This is a genomic window from Deferrivibrio sp., from assembly GCF_055117995.1.
This window is the reverse complement of sequence record NZ_JBSQOT010000017.1, coordinates 1-15,553: the sequence shown is the minus strand read 5'-3', so window position 1 is coordinate 15,553 and position 15,553 is coordinate 1. Positions and strand designations below refer to the sequence as shown.

Below are 15,553 nucleotides of genomic sequence, written 5' to 3'. Positions count from 1 at the left end.
CCCTAAATGGCTGGAATGAGAGATATTAAAAGAAAAATAAAGTCGGTTAAAAATACGCAGAAGATTACCAAAGCCATGAAAATGGTCTCTGCTGCAAAAATGAGAAAGGCGCAGGATGCGATGGCTGCTGCAAGGCCTTATGCCTATAATATTAGAAATGTTGTAAACAACATTGGGGCAAGGGTAAGCGAGGAAGTCCATCCGTTTTTGCAAAAGAAAGAAGAGGTAAACAACATAGGTCTTGTTGTAATCACCTCTGATAGAGGTCTCTGTGGCGGTTTTAATGCAAACATTATAAAAAAGGTACTTGCGTTTGTAAGGGAAAATCCTTCCAAAAAAATAAAATTCTACTTTGTAGGTAGAAAAGGGTACGATTTTTTCAGAAAGCGTGAGTACGAAATCTTGAAGAAATATATTACTTTTGGTGGCAAAGTTAGATATGATGATGCAATCGAAATCGGAAAAGCAGTGGGCGATGACTTTGTAAATGGCGTAGTTGATGAGGTTTACACGATTTACAACGAATTCAAGTCTGTTGCATATCAGGTGCCAAAAGTGGAAAAGTTGTTGCCTTTAAGCCTTGAGGAAACTGAAAGTGAGAATACAATAGATTATCTTTATGAGCCTTCACCTGAAAGCTTAATAAAAGAGATTTTGCCAAGATATCTAAATTTTTCCATCTTCAGTGCCATTCTTGAATCTATTGCCGGAGAGCACGGGGCGAGAATGGCAGCAATGGATAATGCAACAAGAAATGCCGGTGAACTCATAAAGAAACTTGAGATAACGTACAACAAGGCAAGACAGGCAGCAATTACAAAAGAGATTTTGGATATTGTAAACGGTGCTGAGGCATTAAAATAAAGGAGTGAGAATAATGGCAAACGTAGGAAAGGTAGTCCAGATTATTGGACCAGTAGTCGATGTAAAATTTGAAAGCGGTGATTTGCCTGAAATTTATAACGCTATTAAGCTTACTAACCCTGTTACAGGTAATGTTGTGGTTTGTGAAGTTGAGCAGCACTTGGGGGAAAAGTCAGTCAGGGCTGTTGCTATGACTTCAACAGAAGGACTTGTAAGGGGTATGGATGCAGAAGATACGGGTAAACCTATTACTGCGCCTGTAGGCAAAAATTCCCTTGGAAGAATTTTGAATGTTGTTGGTGAACCTGTGGATAACAAACCGGCAGTTGAAGCCGATGATTACTGGCCGATTCATAGACCTGCTCCAACACTTGAAGATCAGGATACAGGTAATGAGATTCTTGAAACAGGCATTAAGGTTATTGACCTTCTTGAGCCTTACACCAAAGGTGGAAAGACAGGTCTTTTTGGTGGTGCCGGTGTTGGTAAAACAGTACTTATAATGGAGCTTATCAACAATATTGCAAAACAGCACGGAGGATATTCTGTTTTCTGTGGTGTTGGTGAAAGGACAAGGGAAGGTAACGACCTTTATCTTGAAATGGAAGAGTCCGGTGTTTTGGATAAAGTTGCACTCATCTATGGTCAGATGAACGAGCCGCCAGGAGCAAGGATGAGGGTTGGTCTTACAGGGCTTACCATTGCCGAGTATTTCAGGGATGTAGAAGGGCAGGACGTTCTTCTTTTCGTTGATAATATATTCAGGTTTACTCAGGCAGGTTCGGAAGTGTCAGCGCTTCTCGGTCGTATGCCTTCTGCAGTTGGTTACCAGCCGACTCTTGGTACTGAAATGGGTGAATTGCAGGAGAGAATTACTTCTACAAATAAAGGTTCTATTACATCTGTTCAGGCGGTTTATGTTCCAGCGGACGACCTTACAGACCCTGCACCTGCTACAACCTTTGCGCACCTTGACGCTACTACAGTTTTGTCACGTCAGATTGCAGAGCTTGGTATCTACCCTGCTGTTGACCCTCTTGACTCTACATCAAGAATGCTTGACCCTAACATTATAGGTGAGGAACATTACAATGTTGCAAGGGGTGTTCAGGCTATTCTTCAAAGATATAAGGAATTGCAGGATATTATTGCAATTCTTGGTATGGAAGAGCTTACAGAAGAGGATAAACTTACTGTTGCAAGGGCAAGAAAAATTCAGAGATTCCTGTCACAGCCTTTCCATGTTGCAGAGCAGTTTACTGGTATGAAAGGTAAGTATGTTCAGTTGAAAGATACCATCAGGGGCTTTAAGGAGATTCTTGATGGTAAGTGTGACGATCTTCCTGAGCAGGCATTTTACATGGTAGGCGGTATTGAAGAGGTATATGAAAAAGCTGAACAGCTTAAGAAAAGAGGATAATCATGGCTGAAAAGCTAAAGTTAGAGCTTGTATCTCCTGAAAGACAGCTTTTGTCAATTGAAGTTGATGAAGTTGTCGCTCCCGGAGTGGAAGGCGATTTTGGTGTTTTGCCGGGTCATACCCCCTTTCTGACTGCTCTCAGGGTAGGTGAGCTTGTTTACAAGCAAAATGGTGTGGAAGATTATGTCGCAATAGACAGAGGCTTTTTTGAGGTGGTGGATGACAGAGTTACTGTGCTAGCTGAAAGTGCAGAGCTTGGTCGTGAAATTGACCTCGAAGAAGCAATCAGAAGGAAACTTGAAGCAGAAAAAGCCCTTGAGGCGGCACGTCATGAAGATGAAATGAAGTTCAGAAAGGTTGAGGCAGAGTTGAGAAGAGAGCTTTTAAGGGTTTCAGTAGCTGAGAGATATAGAAAATAGATAAAATGGGCCCCGTCAGGGGCCTTTTTCACATATTGATAGGTTCAAAATATCCTGTTTCTTTATTGTAGTTAAATATCTCCCCTTTTTCAATTATGTAATACCAACCGTAAATATTCAATTTTTTTGAGCTGTATTTTTCAGCTATATATGGATAGGTTAAAAGATTTTTTATTTGTTCAATAATGTTTAGCTGCTCTATCATCCATTCTTTAACTGGCATTGAATAATTGTCAGAAATTGCTTTTAATTTATCAAGGGCCGGAAGGCCAAGGCTGAGCCATTTTTTAACAGTTTTAATCCTGGAAAAGTCAAATTTATGATAGTTTAAGAGAGCATTGCACCCACCGCAATTTGAGTGGCCGCACACTACAATATTTTCCACATTGAGTATGTTGACAGCATATTCTATTACGGCCTGCGTACTGAAATATTCATCTGATTGCCTGAAAGGTGGAACGATATTGGCAATATTTCTCAGCAAAAATAGTTCACCTGGCAGGCTTCTTGTAATAAGTGTGGGGACGACTCTCGAATCAGAGCAGCCTATAAAAAGCGTATGAGGATTTTGCCCATTTTTAAGACTTTCAAATACATCAGAGTATTTTTCAAATTCCTCAGACCTGAATTTCACTATTCCGTTTAACAATTTTTCCATGTTATACCCCTTGATGTTTGATAATAAATAAATTATAACGAACTTTATCTGAAAATAAACTAATAAATGGTGAAAAGTATGAATATTGATATCGGAAATTATAAAACAGAAGGTAAACAATCAAATTTTTTTGGCAGGCTCTTTCCTACTGCCTATTTTTATACCAGCTTGATGAAAATAGTTTTTAGTGCAAGCAGTCTTGCCAAAAAGGGGAAATATAATGATGAAGAGTGGATTAAAAGCAGTTATGATGTGGTTAAACTCCTTGAAAAGGTTGGATGCAATATTGAAATAACCGGGACTGAAAATTTCAAATCCATTAATGAGCCGGTAGTTTTTATTGGCAATCATATGAGCACGCTTGAGACGTTTGTGCTTCCATGTGTTATACATCCTTATAAAAAAGTGACTTACGTCGTCAAAAAAAGCCTTGTGGAATACCCAGTATTCAAACATGTTATGATTTCAAGAAACCCTGTAGTGGTAAGCAGAGATAATCCAAGAGAGGATTTAAAAACAGTCCTTAATGACGGTTTGGAGAGAATAAATTCTGGACTATCGGTGATAGTTTTTCCTCAGACCACACGGACTACATCATTTGATGCCAAACAATTCAACACGATAGGTATAAAATTGGCTAAAAAAGCAGGGGTGAAGGTAGTCCCCGTGGCACTAAGAACAGACGCCTGGGCAAACGGCTCATTTTTCAAGGATTTTGGTAAAATCGATCCTTCAAAGAAGATAAGTTTTGCCTTTGGAAAACCTCTTGAAATTGTTGGGCGTGGTGATGACCAGCACGAAGAGGTTATAAACTTTATCGAAAAGCATCTCAGGATGTGGGGTTCAATTAAATAAAAAGTTTTTTACCCCAGTAAAAATCAGCTGAGCTGAGATTGATGCAATAAAAAGCCCCGTTACCTTGCTGAGTATGGCAATCCCTTTTTGACCGATGAGGCGTTCGATTTTAACTGAAAGTACAAGAAGAATGCCAACTGTCGCAACTGCGAGAAAAAGTCCGGTGCAATCGGCAATCTTTAAAACAAGAGATTTATTTTCAGCGGCCATTACAAGTAAAATACCGATAGTACCCGGTCCAACTGTAACGGGGAGTGCAAGGGGGACTACCGCAATGTCTTCATTGTCATCTTTAACCTGAACAGTTTTCCCCTGCACAAGGCTTATCGATGATAAAAAAAGTAAAACACCGGCACCAATTCTAAAAGCATCAATGGTAATTCCAAACACAATAAAAATATATTTACCGAAAAGATACATTGTAAATGTGATTAAAAGGACAGCAAAAGCAACCTTAATGGCAGTCCTTTTTCTCTCTTTTTCTGTAAAATCCTTTGTCATTACAAGAAATGTTGATAGTACGAAAAAAGGGGTAAGGATAAAGAAAAGTTTTAGAAATACGTGTAAAAGTGCAGAGAAAAAAAGGCTCATATGTCGTTAGTTTATTATTTTAAGTCTAAGAAATTCTTTAAATATACATTTATTCATAACTATTGGCACGTTGTTTTCATCTGCGATTTGCTTAGCCTTTTCGCTGTAAACTTCTTCTTGCAACCATATAAATTTTGCCCCTTTTTCTATCGACTCTTTTACTATTTCAGGGGCAGCCTCACTTTTTCTAAATACATCCACAATATCAGGCGTAACTGGGACATCTTTGATAGATTTGTATGCTTTAACCCCCAGGACTTCATCTTCAGCAGGGTTCACCGGAAAGCATGTGTACCCTTTGCCCATCAAAAATTTCATAATGCCGTTGCTTGCTCTTTCAGGTTTGTTGGAAGCGCCTACAATTACAATGTTTTTGGCACTTTTTAAAAAATCTTTCAAAAAATCGTCAGTTATTTGAGCCATAATAATCTCCTTCTTGTAAAATTGTAAAACATAATATAATATAAAAATAAGGAGAATGCAAATGATTCAGGGTTTATATTCAGCACTTAGTGCAGTCATAGCAGGACAGACAAAATCGGCAGTGACTGCAAATAATATTGCAAACGTCAATTCTCAGGCCTATAAGTCAAAATATACAGTATTGTCTGATATTTCAAAGGGTGGCGTAAAGGTTATATCAGTCAATAGTGATAAATCGAATGGGTATATGATTCATACAGGTAGAAACCTTGATTTTGCAATAAACGGAAATGGTTATTTTAAACTTAAAGCCCAGACAGGAGATAATTACACAAGAATAGGTAATTTTTACCTTGATAAAAACGGTGATATTGTAAATGCAAATGGTGACAGGCTGACTGAAGGCTTGAATATAAGTGCTGAAGATAAATTGAGCATTGATACCAGAGGAAATCTTGTCTTAAACGGAGAAAATGTTTTTAAAATTGATATTTTTGATGAGTCTGGCAATGCTATGCCAGCAAACAGCTACGAAATTATGCCGGGTTTTCTTGAGGCTTCAAATGTGGACTTGGCAAAAGAGATTGTAGATAATATGGTCAATTTGAGATACATCCAGGCAAATACGAAGACAATAAAAACAGGGGACGAAATGCTTGGATATATTTTAGATATAAAGTCTTAATGAATTTCAAAAATCTCTCACTGATATGTCTTGCATCCATTTTGACATTTTCGGCTCTATATGCCCCTCAACCGCTTCTTCCAATATTGTCAAAGCAATTTGATGTTTCTGCTTCAATCGCAGGGCTTATTATTACATTTACACTTATACCGTTAAGTTTTTCACCTTTTTTTTACGGGGTTATTCTTGAGACTGTTTCTGCAAGAAAGGTAATCCTTGTGGCTGTATTTTTGCTTGGTGCAAGCGAGGTTTTGCTTGGGCTTTCGGCAAGTTTTTCCCAGATTTTATTTATCAGGCTTTTTCAGGGGTTTTTGATACCTGCAATCCTGACATCCCTTATGACATATGTTTCAAAAGTTTCGGGCAGCGAGATTATTCAAAAAAGTATGTCGATTTATATAGCATCCACGATAATAGGCGGATTTTCAGGGCGCGCTGTGTCAGGAGTTATTTCTTATGTTTTTAATTGGCGGATAAGCTTCATTTTTCTCGGAGTGTGTTTGCTTTGTATAATATATTTTATAAGGTTTCTTGAAAAAGATGTAACTTTCAATGCTGCCAGGCCTGATTTTAAAAATTTGCTCGTTGTTTTGAAGGATAGAAAATTTGTAATAGTGTATGCGGCCATTTTTCTCTCATTTTTTTGTTTTGCTGCCATTTTAAATTATCTTCCCGACCATCTTTCGAAGATAAACGAAAAGTCAAATGAATTAAAGACCGGTCTTGCATATTCAGGCTATCTGATGGGGGTATTTGTCAGCCTGTATTCATCAAGACTGATAACCAAATACGGCTACAAAAATGTATTTTTGCTGGGTTCAGCTATATATATAGTTTCAATTTTATTTTTTCAGATAGATAGTGTGAGCTTGATATATATTAATATGTTTGCCTTTTGTGCAGGGATGTTTATGTTACACTCGGCAGGCTCTGGCTTTGTGAACAAAAATGTCGATAAAAACAAAGGGGTGGTCAACGGCCTTTATGTCTCATTTTATTATTTTGGAGGGATTCTGGGGTCGTATTTGCCCGGACTTATATATGAAAATCAAGGATGGAAAATATTTTTATTTTTTTTGAGCGCTATCTCAGTATCAATTTTCCTTTTATTCACAATTGGATTTAAAAAAGCATTTTAATAAAATTGCATATTGTATACAAAAAAGTCTTTACAAATAAATTTCTTTATTTAAAATGATACATAGCATGGTTGGAATATTCAAATATGGTGAAAAATGCTTGAATTAAAAGTACCTTTTGATTTACAAAAGATAAAAGAGACCGCAAAGGCTGGCAACTGGGAAGATATCGTCATTAATTTTGACCGCTATGATGAAACAGCGGTAATAAATCTTAGCAACATCTTGATGTTTTTATCCCTTGCCTTTAGATACCCCGATGTAAAAGTATACAGCAGGCTTAAAGAATCTGTTGGATATTTTGACGATTTTTTTGAAGAGTATACAGGTCAAAAGCTTATTCTTGACAAGGTTGATGATATGCAGGTGGAGTATACAAGACTTTTTGTGACAAATAAGGACGGCGTGCCTGCAAGCCCTTATGCTTCGGTTTATCTCACCGATGAAGGTTTGTTATACAGCGATTATCTGATAAAGCTTAAAGATTTGATGATAAAAACAGGTTTTGAGCTGAAAGAGGAATGCAAAGACCTGGAAGACAATATTTATATAATGCTTGAATATATTTCCATAATGATTGGCAGACTCAATGTGGATGGTATAAGCGCTGCCAAAGGATTTTTTCTTGTATCGTACGGTTTGATATTGCCAATGTGTGAGAAATTTTGTAAAAATATTATCGGGCACGCAAGGATTGATTTTTATAAGGTGCTCGCAATGGGATTGCTGGAATTTATTAATGACCTTGATGGTATTGTGGAAGAGGTATTTTGTGAATAGCTTTTATTATAAAGTCAATATTGGTTATTTTGAATATATAGATAAAACAAGGCACATTAGCCAAAAATAAGGAGGCATGTATGAAAAAGAAACTTTTTACAGCTTTGGTTTTAGCAACAATTGCAATTTTTGCTGTTACTTCAGCTTACGCTGCAGGCAATGCAAGAAAAGGTAAAAGAGTATGGAAAAAAAGCTGTCGTCTTGCTTGTCATGACGGCTCAAAAGCAGGTGTAGCTGCACTTAGCCCAGTGTCTAAGACACAGGCTCAGTGGAAAGCTGCTATGCCGAAGATCAAAGAATGTTCAGCAAAAGCTGGACTTAGCGACAAGGATGTAGAAGATATGTTTGAATATCTTCACAGCCACGCACTTGACTCTGACCAGCCAGAAACTTGTGGTTAAGATTGGGAATTAAAGGGGGATTTCCCCCTTTGTTTTAATTTTGATAGCCTACTTATAAGGTAGGTAAAATTTATTAATTATGGAGGTTTCGATGAGAAAACTTTTAAGTGTAATTTTAGGGGTTTTATTGGTTTCAACTTTTGCGTTTGCTGATTCTGAACTTGATCAGCTGAGAAAGCAGATTGCAGACCTTCAGACTCAGGTGGACACTATGAACAAATTTGTGTCCAAAAACACAAGACACACTGCAACAGACAAGCTTTCTATCAGTGCAGAGTTTATGACAAGACTTGACAGCACACAGTATAAGAATGTAAGGGCAATGCCTGAATTTGCAAGCGATATGATGAATTTATGGTTAAGTGAGTCATTAGTTGACACTAATGATAATTATATACTTACTCCAATGGGTAATATGGCAGGCCAAGACAGATGGAATGACGCATTCCTTAATAATTATGGTGCTGATTTTCAAATGCTTTATGGTACTTTAATGACCGACCCTCAATTTGGGGCAAGTTTTATGGGCCTTATTGCAGATACAGACTGGAATAATGGTTTTGCGGCATTTAATGGTGTGGGCGACTACATGACCTATGTTACGACTCTTTCAAGTATGGATTTAAACCGTGATGGTTCTGTAGATACTACAGATGCTGCGTTGGCTCAGCAAAAAGCTAACTTTGATGCTTTTGCTTACCTTCTTGGCAAAAGAAATCTTTCAGGACAGGAAGTTAAAGTTGTTTCTAATATGATGTCAAAAATCAAACCTAAAAAATACGACACAAACAATGACTTTATGCTTACTAACAGGCTTCGTTTAAGACTTTCTTCAAAAGTAAATGAAAATATTTCTTTCACCGGTCGTCTTACAATGTTCAAGACTTTTGGAGATTCTACACCTTTCCACTTCTTCAACGGCACAATGGGGAGTATGGCTCTTGATGCAAACTCTGCTCAGGTGCCAACAGATGATACTTTAAGGGTTGAAAGAGCTTACTTTGTGTATAAAAATAGCATCGGTGATGTTCACTGGCATTTCTCTTTTGGTCGTCGTCCTGCTGCTTACGGTTATGGTATGGAAAACCATGAAAATGCAGTGCTTGGCGGCTCACCTGCAGGTACAATCATTCAGATGAACTTTGATGGTGGTTCTCTTGGATTTGATCTTGCTGACTTGACAGGTATCCCAGGACTTAACGTTAAATTCTGCTATGGTCAGGGCTACGAAGGTGGCTACGGCACGCTCAACTCTATGAACGCTCAGGCAGACGTAAATGATGTTCATTTCTTTGGAGCAATCGTAAAGCTTTTTGATAACGAAGACTACAAACTTATTTACAACTGGGCTCACGGATACGGACTTACTGACGGTTTTATCGGTACCGCAGTATTCCCATTCTATGTGTCAGGAAAAGATTATAACTTAGATGGTCAGTATGATGAATACACTTTAAATCCTAACTATGGCGGATTTGTTTCCCGTGTTGAACCTATGAGCGAAGTTGGTAATATTGACCTTCACTCTCTTATAGCTCAGGGCTACACATTTGACTTTAGCTGGTTTGCAGCTTACTCAATGAGCAAAACTGATCCTACTAACAGATCGGCTAACCCAATGTATCAGTTTATGGGAATGGATCAGATGATGGATGGTACAGGTCATTCTATCTGGCTTGGTGTTATGACTCCTGAATTACCATTTTTGGGTGGTAAACTTGGCGTGGAATACAACCACGGTTCAAAATACTGGCAACCATTTATCCTTACCTACGATGCACAGAAACTTGCTACCCGTGGTGATGTTTACGAAGTATATTACCATCAGCCAATCGTAGGCAACAATTTTTTTGCCACACTTGGTTACATTCATTATGACTATGAATACACAAATAGCGGTAACTTTATGGGTGAACCTGTTAAGATTAAAGATGCTACAGCTTTCAATACTTTGATGCCTGTAGTTGATAAGGTTGACCAGTTTTACCTTAAGATGACTTACAGATTCTAATCTGAATCAGATTATTATTAAAAAGGCCGGTGTTTGCCGGCCTTTTTTTATTTTAAAATTTATATAACCTAAATAATCTTTCATAAAAGGCTGTTGCTGTAATTCGTTAACTTTATTGGTTGACTGAAGAAACAAACCCTGATATATATTCATTAATCTCCGATCATGCAGTATCTAAGGCCTTTTAGCTATGAGCTGTATGACGGCTGGCGTTTGCCCCAGGGTATAAATGGAAACATTTATGCCTTCCTCGTTTAGGAAAGGAGATAACTGGATAAAAAAACAACTGCCGGTTATCTTTTGGGGTAACCGGCTTTTTTTTATGAGGTGATTATGTTCAGAAAAGTTAGGGTAGATGAGGCTATTGGCAGGGCATTGGCTCACGATATCAACGAAGTTGATCTTGAAAAAAATATTAAAAGTGTAGCATTTAAAAAAAATCATATAATTAAACCGGAAGATATTGAGAAACTTAAGTTACTTGGAAAAGAAAATGTTTTTATTTTAGATGGTGAAGAACTTGAAGAAAATATTCATGAAGATGATGCCGCATTGCTATTAGCTCCCCATATTGCAGGCGATAATATTTATTTTGATAAAATACCTTCTGAAGGAAAAATTAATTTTTATTCAAAAATTGATGGTCTGTTAAAAATCGAAAAAGATATTGTAAGTAAGATAAATAGATTAAAAATCCCCTCGTTACCAACTAAACATAATAATATTCCAGTCAAAAAAGATGAGATTGTAGCTGCTTTTAGAATTATTCCTCTGTACTGTGAAAAAAGTATTATTGATAACGCACTATCTATATTATTTAAAGGGGCTATAAGTGTTAAACCTTATATAATAAAAAAAGCGGGGATAATTGTTACTGGAAATGAAGTATATTATGGTAGAAAAGAAGATGCCTTTACAGAAAAGTTAATAAATAAGCTCAAACAATTTAATGTAGAAGTTATAAAAAATACGATTTTGCCTGATGAATTAAATACAATATCGAACACAATAGCAGAATATGTTAAAGAAATAGATATTTTGTTTATTACAGGTGGCACATCTGTTGACCCTGATGATTACACTAAAAAAGCTATAAAAGAAGCTGGTGTCGGAATTGTTCAAGAAGGCAACCCCATTCAGCCCGGAAATAATTTTTCAATTGGCTATATAGATAATAAACCGGTTTGTGCTGTGCCTGCAGCTGCTCTTTTTTACAAAGCTACAGCTCTTGATATTTTTTTGCCGAGATTGCTAGCTGGAGAATTCGTTACTGAGGAAGAAATAGCAGAATACAGTATTGGCGGACTTTGTCATTTTTGTAAAGTATGCGTATATCCAGTTTGTCCTTTTGGGAAAGGTGTATGATAGAAATTGGTGTGGAAAAAAGATTTAAGAAATTAAATTTTTCTTATGAATTAAAGACCAAAAGTAATAAAATTGTCCTTTTCGGGCCAAGTGGAGCTGGCAAGTCAAATCTTTTGAAAATGATTGCAGGTTTTTATCCGCCGGATACCGGGATAATCAAAGTCGCTGATAGAGTACTATTTGACAGCAATAAAAATGTAAATTTGCCTATTTTTCATAGAAATATAGGATATCTTCCTCAAGAATATACACTTTTTCCCAATATGACAGTCAGGGAAAATATTGAGTACGCTGTTAAACAAAAACATCTTAAAATAGATGATAAGATTTACAGTGAGATTTTAGAATTGCTTGAAATAAAAGAAAAACTCAACGACAAACCTTCGACCCTTTCAGGGGGGCAAAAACAAAGAGTGGCAATCGCAAGGGCAATATTTTCAAGACCAGATATTTTGCTTTTTGATGAGCCTTTTTCTGCCCTTGACAAACCAATCAAGGAAAAACTTATCGATACACTGATGAAACTGATTGATAATCTGGTAAAATTTAATTTTGACTCAGAGGTTAAATCAATTTTTGTAACACACAGTATTGAGGATGCCTACCTTCTCGGAGAAGAGATTGCAATTGTTTATAATGGAAAAATAATTGAGACCGGGAAGGCAAAAGAGATATTTGACACACCTCAATTTTTGGAAACTGCATTGCTATTGAATTTTAAAAATATTTTTGAAATAAACGAGCAATTTATGGAGAGGATTCCGATATTAAAAAATTTTAAAGATAAGAATTATTTTGGAATCAGACCTGAAAATGTCATGATTTTAAGGGATGACGCTTCAAAAAATGGCAGAGAAAATTTACTGGAAGGCTATGTGGAGCGTATCAAGCTGTTTGGAAGTTTTGCGGAGATTAATATGGTCATTTTTAAAAAGAAAATACTTTATATAAGACTTCCGATACACGCTTTTAACAAGTTAAGCATTGTAAATGGAAAAAGACTCACTGTATCTTTAAAGACGGAATCCTTGGTAGGATTTAGGGGGCTCAGATGAGATTGGTGTTTTTGTTGCTCATGATATTTGCAAGTATTAATCTTTTTGCAGGAGAAATATACTGGTATGCAGCAGCATCTGCAGCAAAGCCCGCAGCAGAGATTGTAGAGCTATACAATAAAACATTTGAAGACAAATTGATATTGATTACCGGAGGTTCTGGCCAGCTTTTAAATAAAATAGTTATTTCCAAATTGGGAGATATTTACAGCCCTGCATCGACGGTATATGCTGAAAAAGCAATGGGTGAGATAAATTTTGTCCCTCAGAAGCTGCTGAAGCAAAGGCTTGTGTTTGGAATTTCCAGGAGGGCAGAAGATAAAATAAACTCATTTGCTGACCTTCTTGAAAATGATGTAAAAATTGCACTTGGCAATCCTGAAACAATGTCTGCGGGAAAAATATTTTATAGTAAAATTTTTCCTGAGCTTGAAAGTGGTATGAAAAAAAGGCTTCTGGCAAATAAATTAATCAACAGTGTAAACATATCGCAGACAGTAAATTATATTAAATCTGAAGTTGTGGACGCCGGACTGTTATTTGATTCAACCGCTAGGGCAAATGGGATTAAATATATAGAACTGCCTGAAAATTTAAGGTTTGACACGTTTTATTATATCGGGGTTACAAAATTTGCAAAAAATCCTTCGGATGTGAATAAAACAATAAATTTTATCAAAAGTCAAAAAAATATATTTGAAAAATACGGGTTTGAGATGGCAGAATGATAAAATATTCCGATATTTTTAAGTTTATTACCTATCTTCTTGTGATATTTTTTGTAATTCTAATTAGTTTTAGTTTTGACAATCTATCGACTGGCTCATTTAAAACACTCCTGAATGATAATTTGTTTTTGAAAGCCTTGAAATTTGGGATTTTATCGGCAACATTTGCCACCTTTTTGTCATGTATTTTTGGAATTCCGGCAGGATTTTTTATCGCCCGCTCCAAAGGTAAAGTCATCCAATTAATTGATAGTTTCTTTGACATACCTGTTGTTGTACCGCCCCTCATAATTGGTGTATTTATTTTGAATTTTTTAAGTGATGAGACTGTCGTCAAGGTTACAAACATGGTTTTTACTTTTAAGGGGGCTGTTCTTGCGCAATTTTTTATATCTTTCCCTTTTACACTTAAAATGTCAAAAAATGCCTTTGAACTTGTTTCCCCGATATATGAAAGAATCGCTATGACACTTGGAGCAGGCTATTTTAAATCTTTTTATGATACTACATTTAAACTTGCACTAAACGGGATTTTATCGGGAATGATTTTAAGCTGGCTTAGAAGCTTTGGTGAGTTTGGCGCCACACTCCTTGTTGCCGGTGGAATAAGGGGGAAGACAGAAAACTTGCCAATTTATATTTATCTCAATATGATGGAAGGGGATTATGACAAAGGGATTGCTGCTGCTTTTTTAGGGGTTCTGTTTGTTTTTGTTTTTATTGTTACAGTGAGATTTATCGGGAACAAAAAAAGGGGTGATGTGTGATTATGCTCAAGTTTGAAGAGGCGCTGAAAAAAATCTTCGAGATAGAAACTTTTATAGATTGTGAGGAAATTCACATTAAAAATTCATTTGGAAGGGTTGTTGCTGAAGATGTGTTTACTGACAGGATGTTTCCGGACGTGCAAAAAAGCGCCGTTGACGGCTATGCGGTGTGTGGAGGTAATCTTGACAGATTTAAGCTGGTCAAAACATCCGGCATTACGGATATTCCCGGCAGTATTTCCGTCGGAGAAGCGGTATTTGTGATGACCGGCGGTATGGTGCCGGAAGGGGCAGTTGCAGTTTTGAGGGTTGAAGATTGCAGGGTGGAAAATAATTTGATATTTTATAACAAAAAGATAAATCCGGGTGAGAATATCAATCAGATAGGTGAGGAGAGCAAAAAGGGGGAGCTGATTGTTAAAAAGGGGACAATTGTAAATGAAAGGGTTTTTTCGGCACTTGCATATGCAGGTGTAAAAAAATTGAATGTTTTTTGTTTGCCAAAAGTGGCTTTTTTCACTACTGGAGATGAAATTCTGAATATAGAAGACGAGTACAGACCAGGCTTTATATTTAATACAAATAGGTATATTTTTGAAAAGATAGCAAAAAAAATGGGCATTGAAGTAATCTTTTATGGTAATATCAAAGATGATGAGGAAAGTATAAGCAAGGCGATACATGAGTTATCAAAAAATTATGATATCCTGGTAACATCCGGCGGGATATCAATGGGAAAATATGACTTTGTTAAAAAAGTTTTGAATGAGCAAAATTATGAAGTACTTATAAATAAAACGTCAATCAAGCCTGGAAGTCCTCTGATGGTCGCTCAAGGTGAAAAGTCTGTAATTTTTGGTTTACCTGGTTATCCTGCAGCTTTTCTGACGAATATGTTTTTGTATTTAATACCATTTTTGAAAAAAAGCATGGGCAGGAAAGATTTTGACCATAAGTTTTTAAAGTCAAAATTAAAAGGCTCTATGCACTCAAGAGCCAATTCTGATTATTTTAATCGTGCCATTGTTGAGTTAAGCAATGGAAAATTATTTGTATACGACGCCAACTCTCAAAAGACTTCGCATTTTTTAAATTTTGCAAATTGCAACGGATTATTCAGAATCCCAGAAGGGGTAGGGGATGTGGATGAAGGTTTTGAAGGGGATTTGCTGCTTTTTGACCTGGAATTAAGCTGACTTCTTGGTGTTGCTTTTTCTTCTGATATACAATACCTTTTTTACTTTTGCTATTAAATTTCCTTCACTGTCAACGATGTCAAGCATAAATTCGGGGAGAAATTTTGCATTTTTTTCAGTTTGTTGCTTGATTTCTTCTATTATCTCATCGCTTATTGATATGGTGCAGAATACCTTTTGTTTTGTGGCTTTTATA

At 36.6% G+C, this 15,553-nt stretch carries 17 protein-coding genes, 1 pseudogene and 1 riboswitch; of the genes and pseudogenes, 14 read left to right on the top strand and 4 right to left on the bottom strand.

Annotation, left to right across the window (positions count from 1 at the left end; all coding sequences use genetic code 11):
• Window positions 1-6 precede the first annotated feature (6 nt).
• From atpG to ACTCAF_RS06200, 3 genes are read left to right on the top strand one after another with little or no spacing between them, the layout of a single operon-like run.
• Window positions 7-864 (top strand): ATP synthase F1 subunit gamma, encoded by an 858-nt coding sequence (gene atpG, locus ACTCAF_RS06210; RefSeq protein WP_463062427.1) that lies wholly within the window; start codon window positions 7-9, stop codon window positions 862-864.
• Between the two features lie 13 nt (window positions 865-877).
• On the top strand, window positions 878-2,284 hold the full coding sequence (atpD, locus tag ACTCAF_RS06205) for a F0F1 ATP synthase subunit beta (RefSeq protein WP_463062426.1): 1,407 nt from the start codon (window positions 878-880) through the stop codon (window positions 2,282-2,284).
• A 2-nt stretch (window positions 2,285-2,286) separates the two neighbouring features.
• A complete protein-coding gene (locus ACTCAF_RS06200; RefSeq protein WP_463062425.1) occupies window positions 2,287-2,703 on the top strand; it encodes a F0F1 ATP synthase subunit epsilon in 417 nt (138 codons plus the stop codon).
• Window positions 2,704-2,731: 28 nt separating this feature from the next.
• Here the strand turns inward: ACTCAF_RS06200 and ACTCAF_RS06195 are convergent, their stop codons facing one another.
• Window positions 2,732-3,361, bottom strand: coding sequence for a carbonic anhydrase (locus tag ACTCAF_RS06195; protein WP_463062424.1), 630 nt, complete (start codon window positions 3,359-3,361; stop codon window positions 2,732-2,734).
• 78 nt (window positions 3,362-3,439) lie between these two features.
• On the opposite strand from ACTCAF_RS06195, the gene ACTCAF_RS06190 reads away from it, so the two are divergent.
• Window positions 3,440-4,216, top strand: coding sequence for a lysophospholipid acyltransferase family protein (locus tag ACTCAF_RS06190; RefSeq protein WP_463062423.1), 777 nt, complete (start codon window positions 3,440-3,442; stop codon window positions 4,214-4,216).
• On the opposite strand, the gene ACTCAF_RS06185 is transcribed toward ACTCAF_RS06190, so the two are convergent.
• A complete protein-coding gene (locus ACTCAF_RS06185) occupies window positions 4,205-4,807 on the bottom strand; it encodes a MarC family protein (RefSeq protein WP_463062422.1) in 603 nt (200 codons plus the stop codon). The genes ACTCAF_RS06190 and ACTCAF_RS06185 overlap by 12 nt on opposite strands.
• Before the next feature lie 6 nt (window positions 4,808-4,813).
• Window positions 4,814-5,230: a CoA-binding protein gene (locus ACTCAF_RS06180; protein ID WP_463062421.1), complete on the bottom strand. Its 417-nt coding sequence runs from the start codon at window positions 5,228-5,230 to the stop codon at window positions 4,814-4,816.
• Between the two features lie 61 nt (window positions 5,231-5,291).
• Between ACTCAF_RS06180 and ACTCAF_RS06175 the strand changes: the two genes are divergently transcribed.
• From ACTCAF_RS06175 to ACTCAF_RS06130, 10 genes are all read left to right on the top strand, one after another.
• Window positions 5,292-5,915, top strand: coding sequence for a flagellar hook-basal body complex protein (locus ACTCAF_RS06175; protein WP_463062420.1), 624 nt, complete (start codon window positions 5,292-5,294; stop codon window positions 5,913-5,915).
• A complete protein-coding gene (locus tag ACTCAF_RS06170; RefSeq protein WP_463062419.1) occupies window positions 5,915-7,054 on the top strand; it encodes an MFS transporter in 1,140 nt (379 codons plus the stop codon). Before ACTCAF_RS06175 ends, ACTCAF_RS06170 begins: the two co-directional genes overlap by 1 nt.
• 96 nt (window positions 7,055-7,150) lie before the next feature.
• A complete protein-coding gene (locus ACTCAF_RS06165) occupies window positions 7,151-7,834 on the top strand; it encodes a TorD/DmsD family molecular chaperone (protein WP_463062418.1) in 684 nt (227 codons plus the stop codon).
• A gap of 80 nt (window positions 7,835-7,914) precedes the next feature.
• Window positions 7,915-8,235 (top strand): c-type cytochrome, encoded by a 321-nt coding sequence (locus tag ACTCAF_RS06160; RefSeq protein WP_463062417.1) that lies wholly within the window; start codon window positions 7,915-7,917, stop codon window positions 8,233-8,235.
• Window positions 8,236-8,326: 91 nt separating this feature from the next.
• Window positions 8,327-10,246, top strand: coding sequence for a DUF3373 family protein (locus tag ACTCAF_RS06155; RefSeq protein WP_463062416.1), 1,920 nt, complete (start codon window positions 8,327-8,329; stop codon window positions 10,244-10,246).
• Window positions 10,247-10,391: 145 nt separating this feature from the next.
• Window positions 10,392-10,528: riboswitch (molybdenum cofactor riboswitch) on the top strand.
• Window positions 10,529-10,579: 51 nt separating this feature from the next.
• Window positions 10,580-11,611, top strand: coding sequence for a molybdopterin-binding protein (locus tag ACTCAF_RS06150; RefSeq protein WP_463062415.1), 1,032 nt, complete (start codon window positions 10,580-10,582; stop codon window positions 11,609-11,611).
• Window positions 11,608-12,666: an ABC transporter ATP-binding protein gene (locus ACTCAF_RS06145; protein ID WP_463062414.1), complete on the top strand. Its 1,059-nt coding sequence runs from the start codon at window positions 11,608-11,610 to the stop codon at window positions 12,664-12,666. The genes ACTCAF_RS06150 and ACTCAF_RS06145 overlap by 4 nt, the downstream gene beginning before the upstream one ends.
• Window positions 12,663-13,394, top strand: coding sequence for a molybdate ABC transporter substrate-binding protein (locus tag ACTCAF_RS06140; RefSeq protein WP_463062413.1), 732 nt, complete (start codon window positions 12,663-12,665; stop codon window positions 13,392-13,394). Before ACTCAF_RS06145 ends, ACTCAF_RS06140 begins: the two co-directional genes overlap by 4 nt.
• Window positions 13,391-14,161 carry a molybdate ABC transporter permease subunit gene (locus ACTCAF_RS06135; protein ID WP_463062412.1) on the top strand — a complete coding sequence of 257 codons (771 nt, stop codon included), beginning with the start codon at window positions 13,391-13,393 and terminating at the stop codon, window positions 14,159-14,161. Before ACTCAF_RS06140 ends, ACTCAF_RS06135 begins: the two co-directional genes overlap by 4 nt.
• Window positions 14,162-14,163: 2 nt before the next feature.
• Complete coding sequence (locus ACTCAF_RS06130) at window positions 14,164-15,357, top strand: molybdopterin molybdotransferase MoeA (protein ID WP_463062454.1); 1,194 nt, start codon at window positions 14,164-14,166, stop codon at window positions 15,355-15,357.
• Here ACTCAF_RS06130 and ACTCAF_RS06125 read toward each other — a convergent pair.
• Window positions 15,349-15,553: pseudogene (locus ACTCAF_RS06125) on the bottom strand (tetrameric acyl-CoA thioesterase); the annotation flags it as partial. The gene ACTCAF_RS06130 and the pseudogene ACTCAF_RS06125 sit on opposite strands and share 9 nt — an antisense overlap.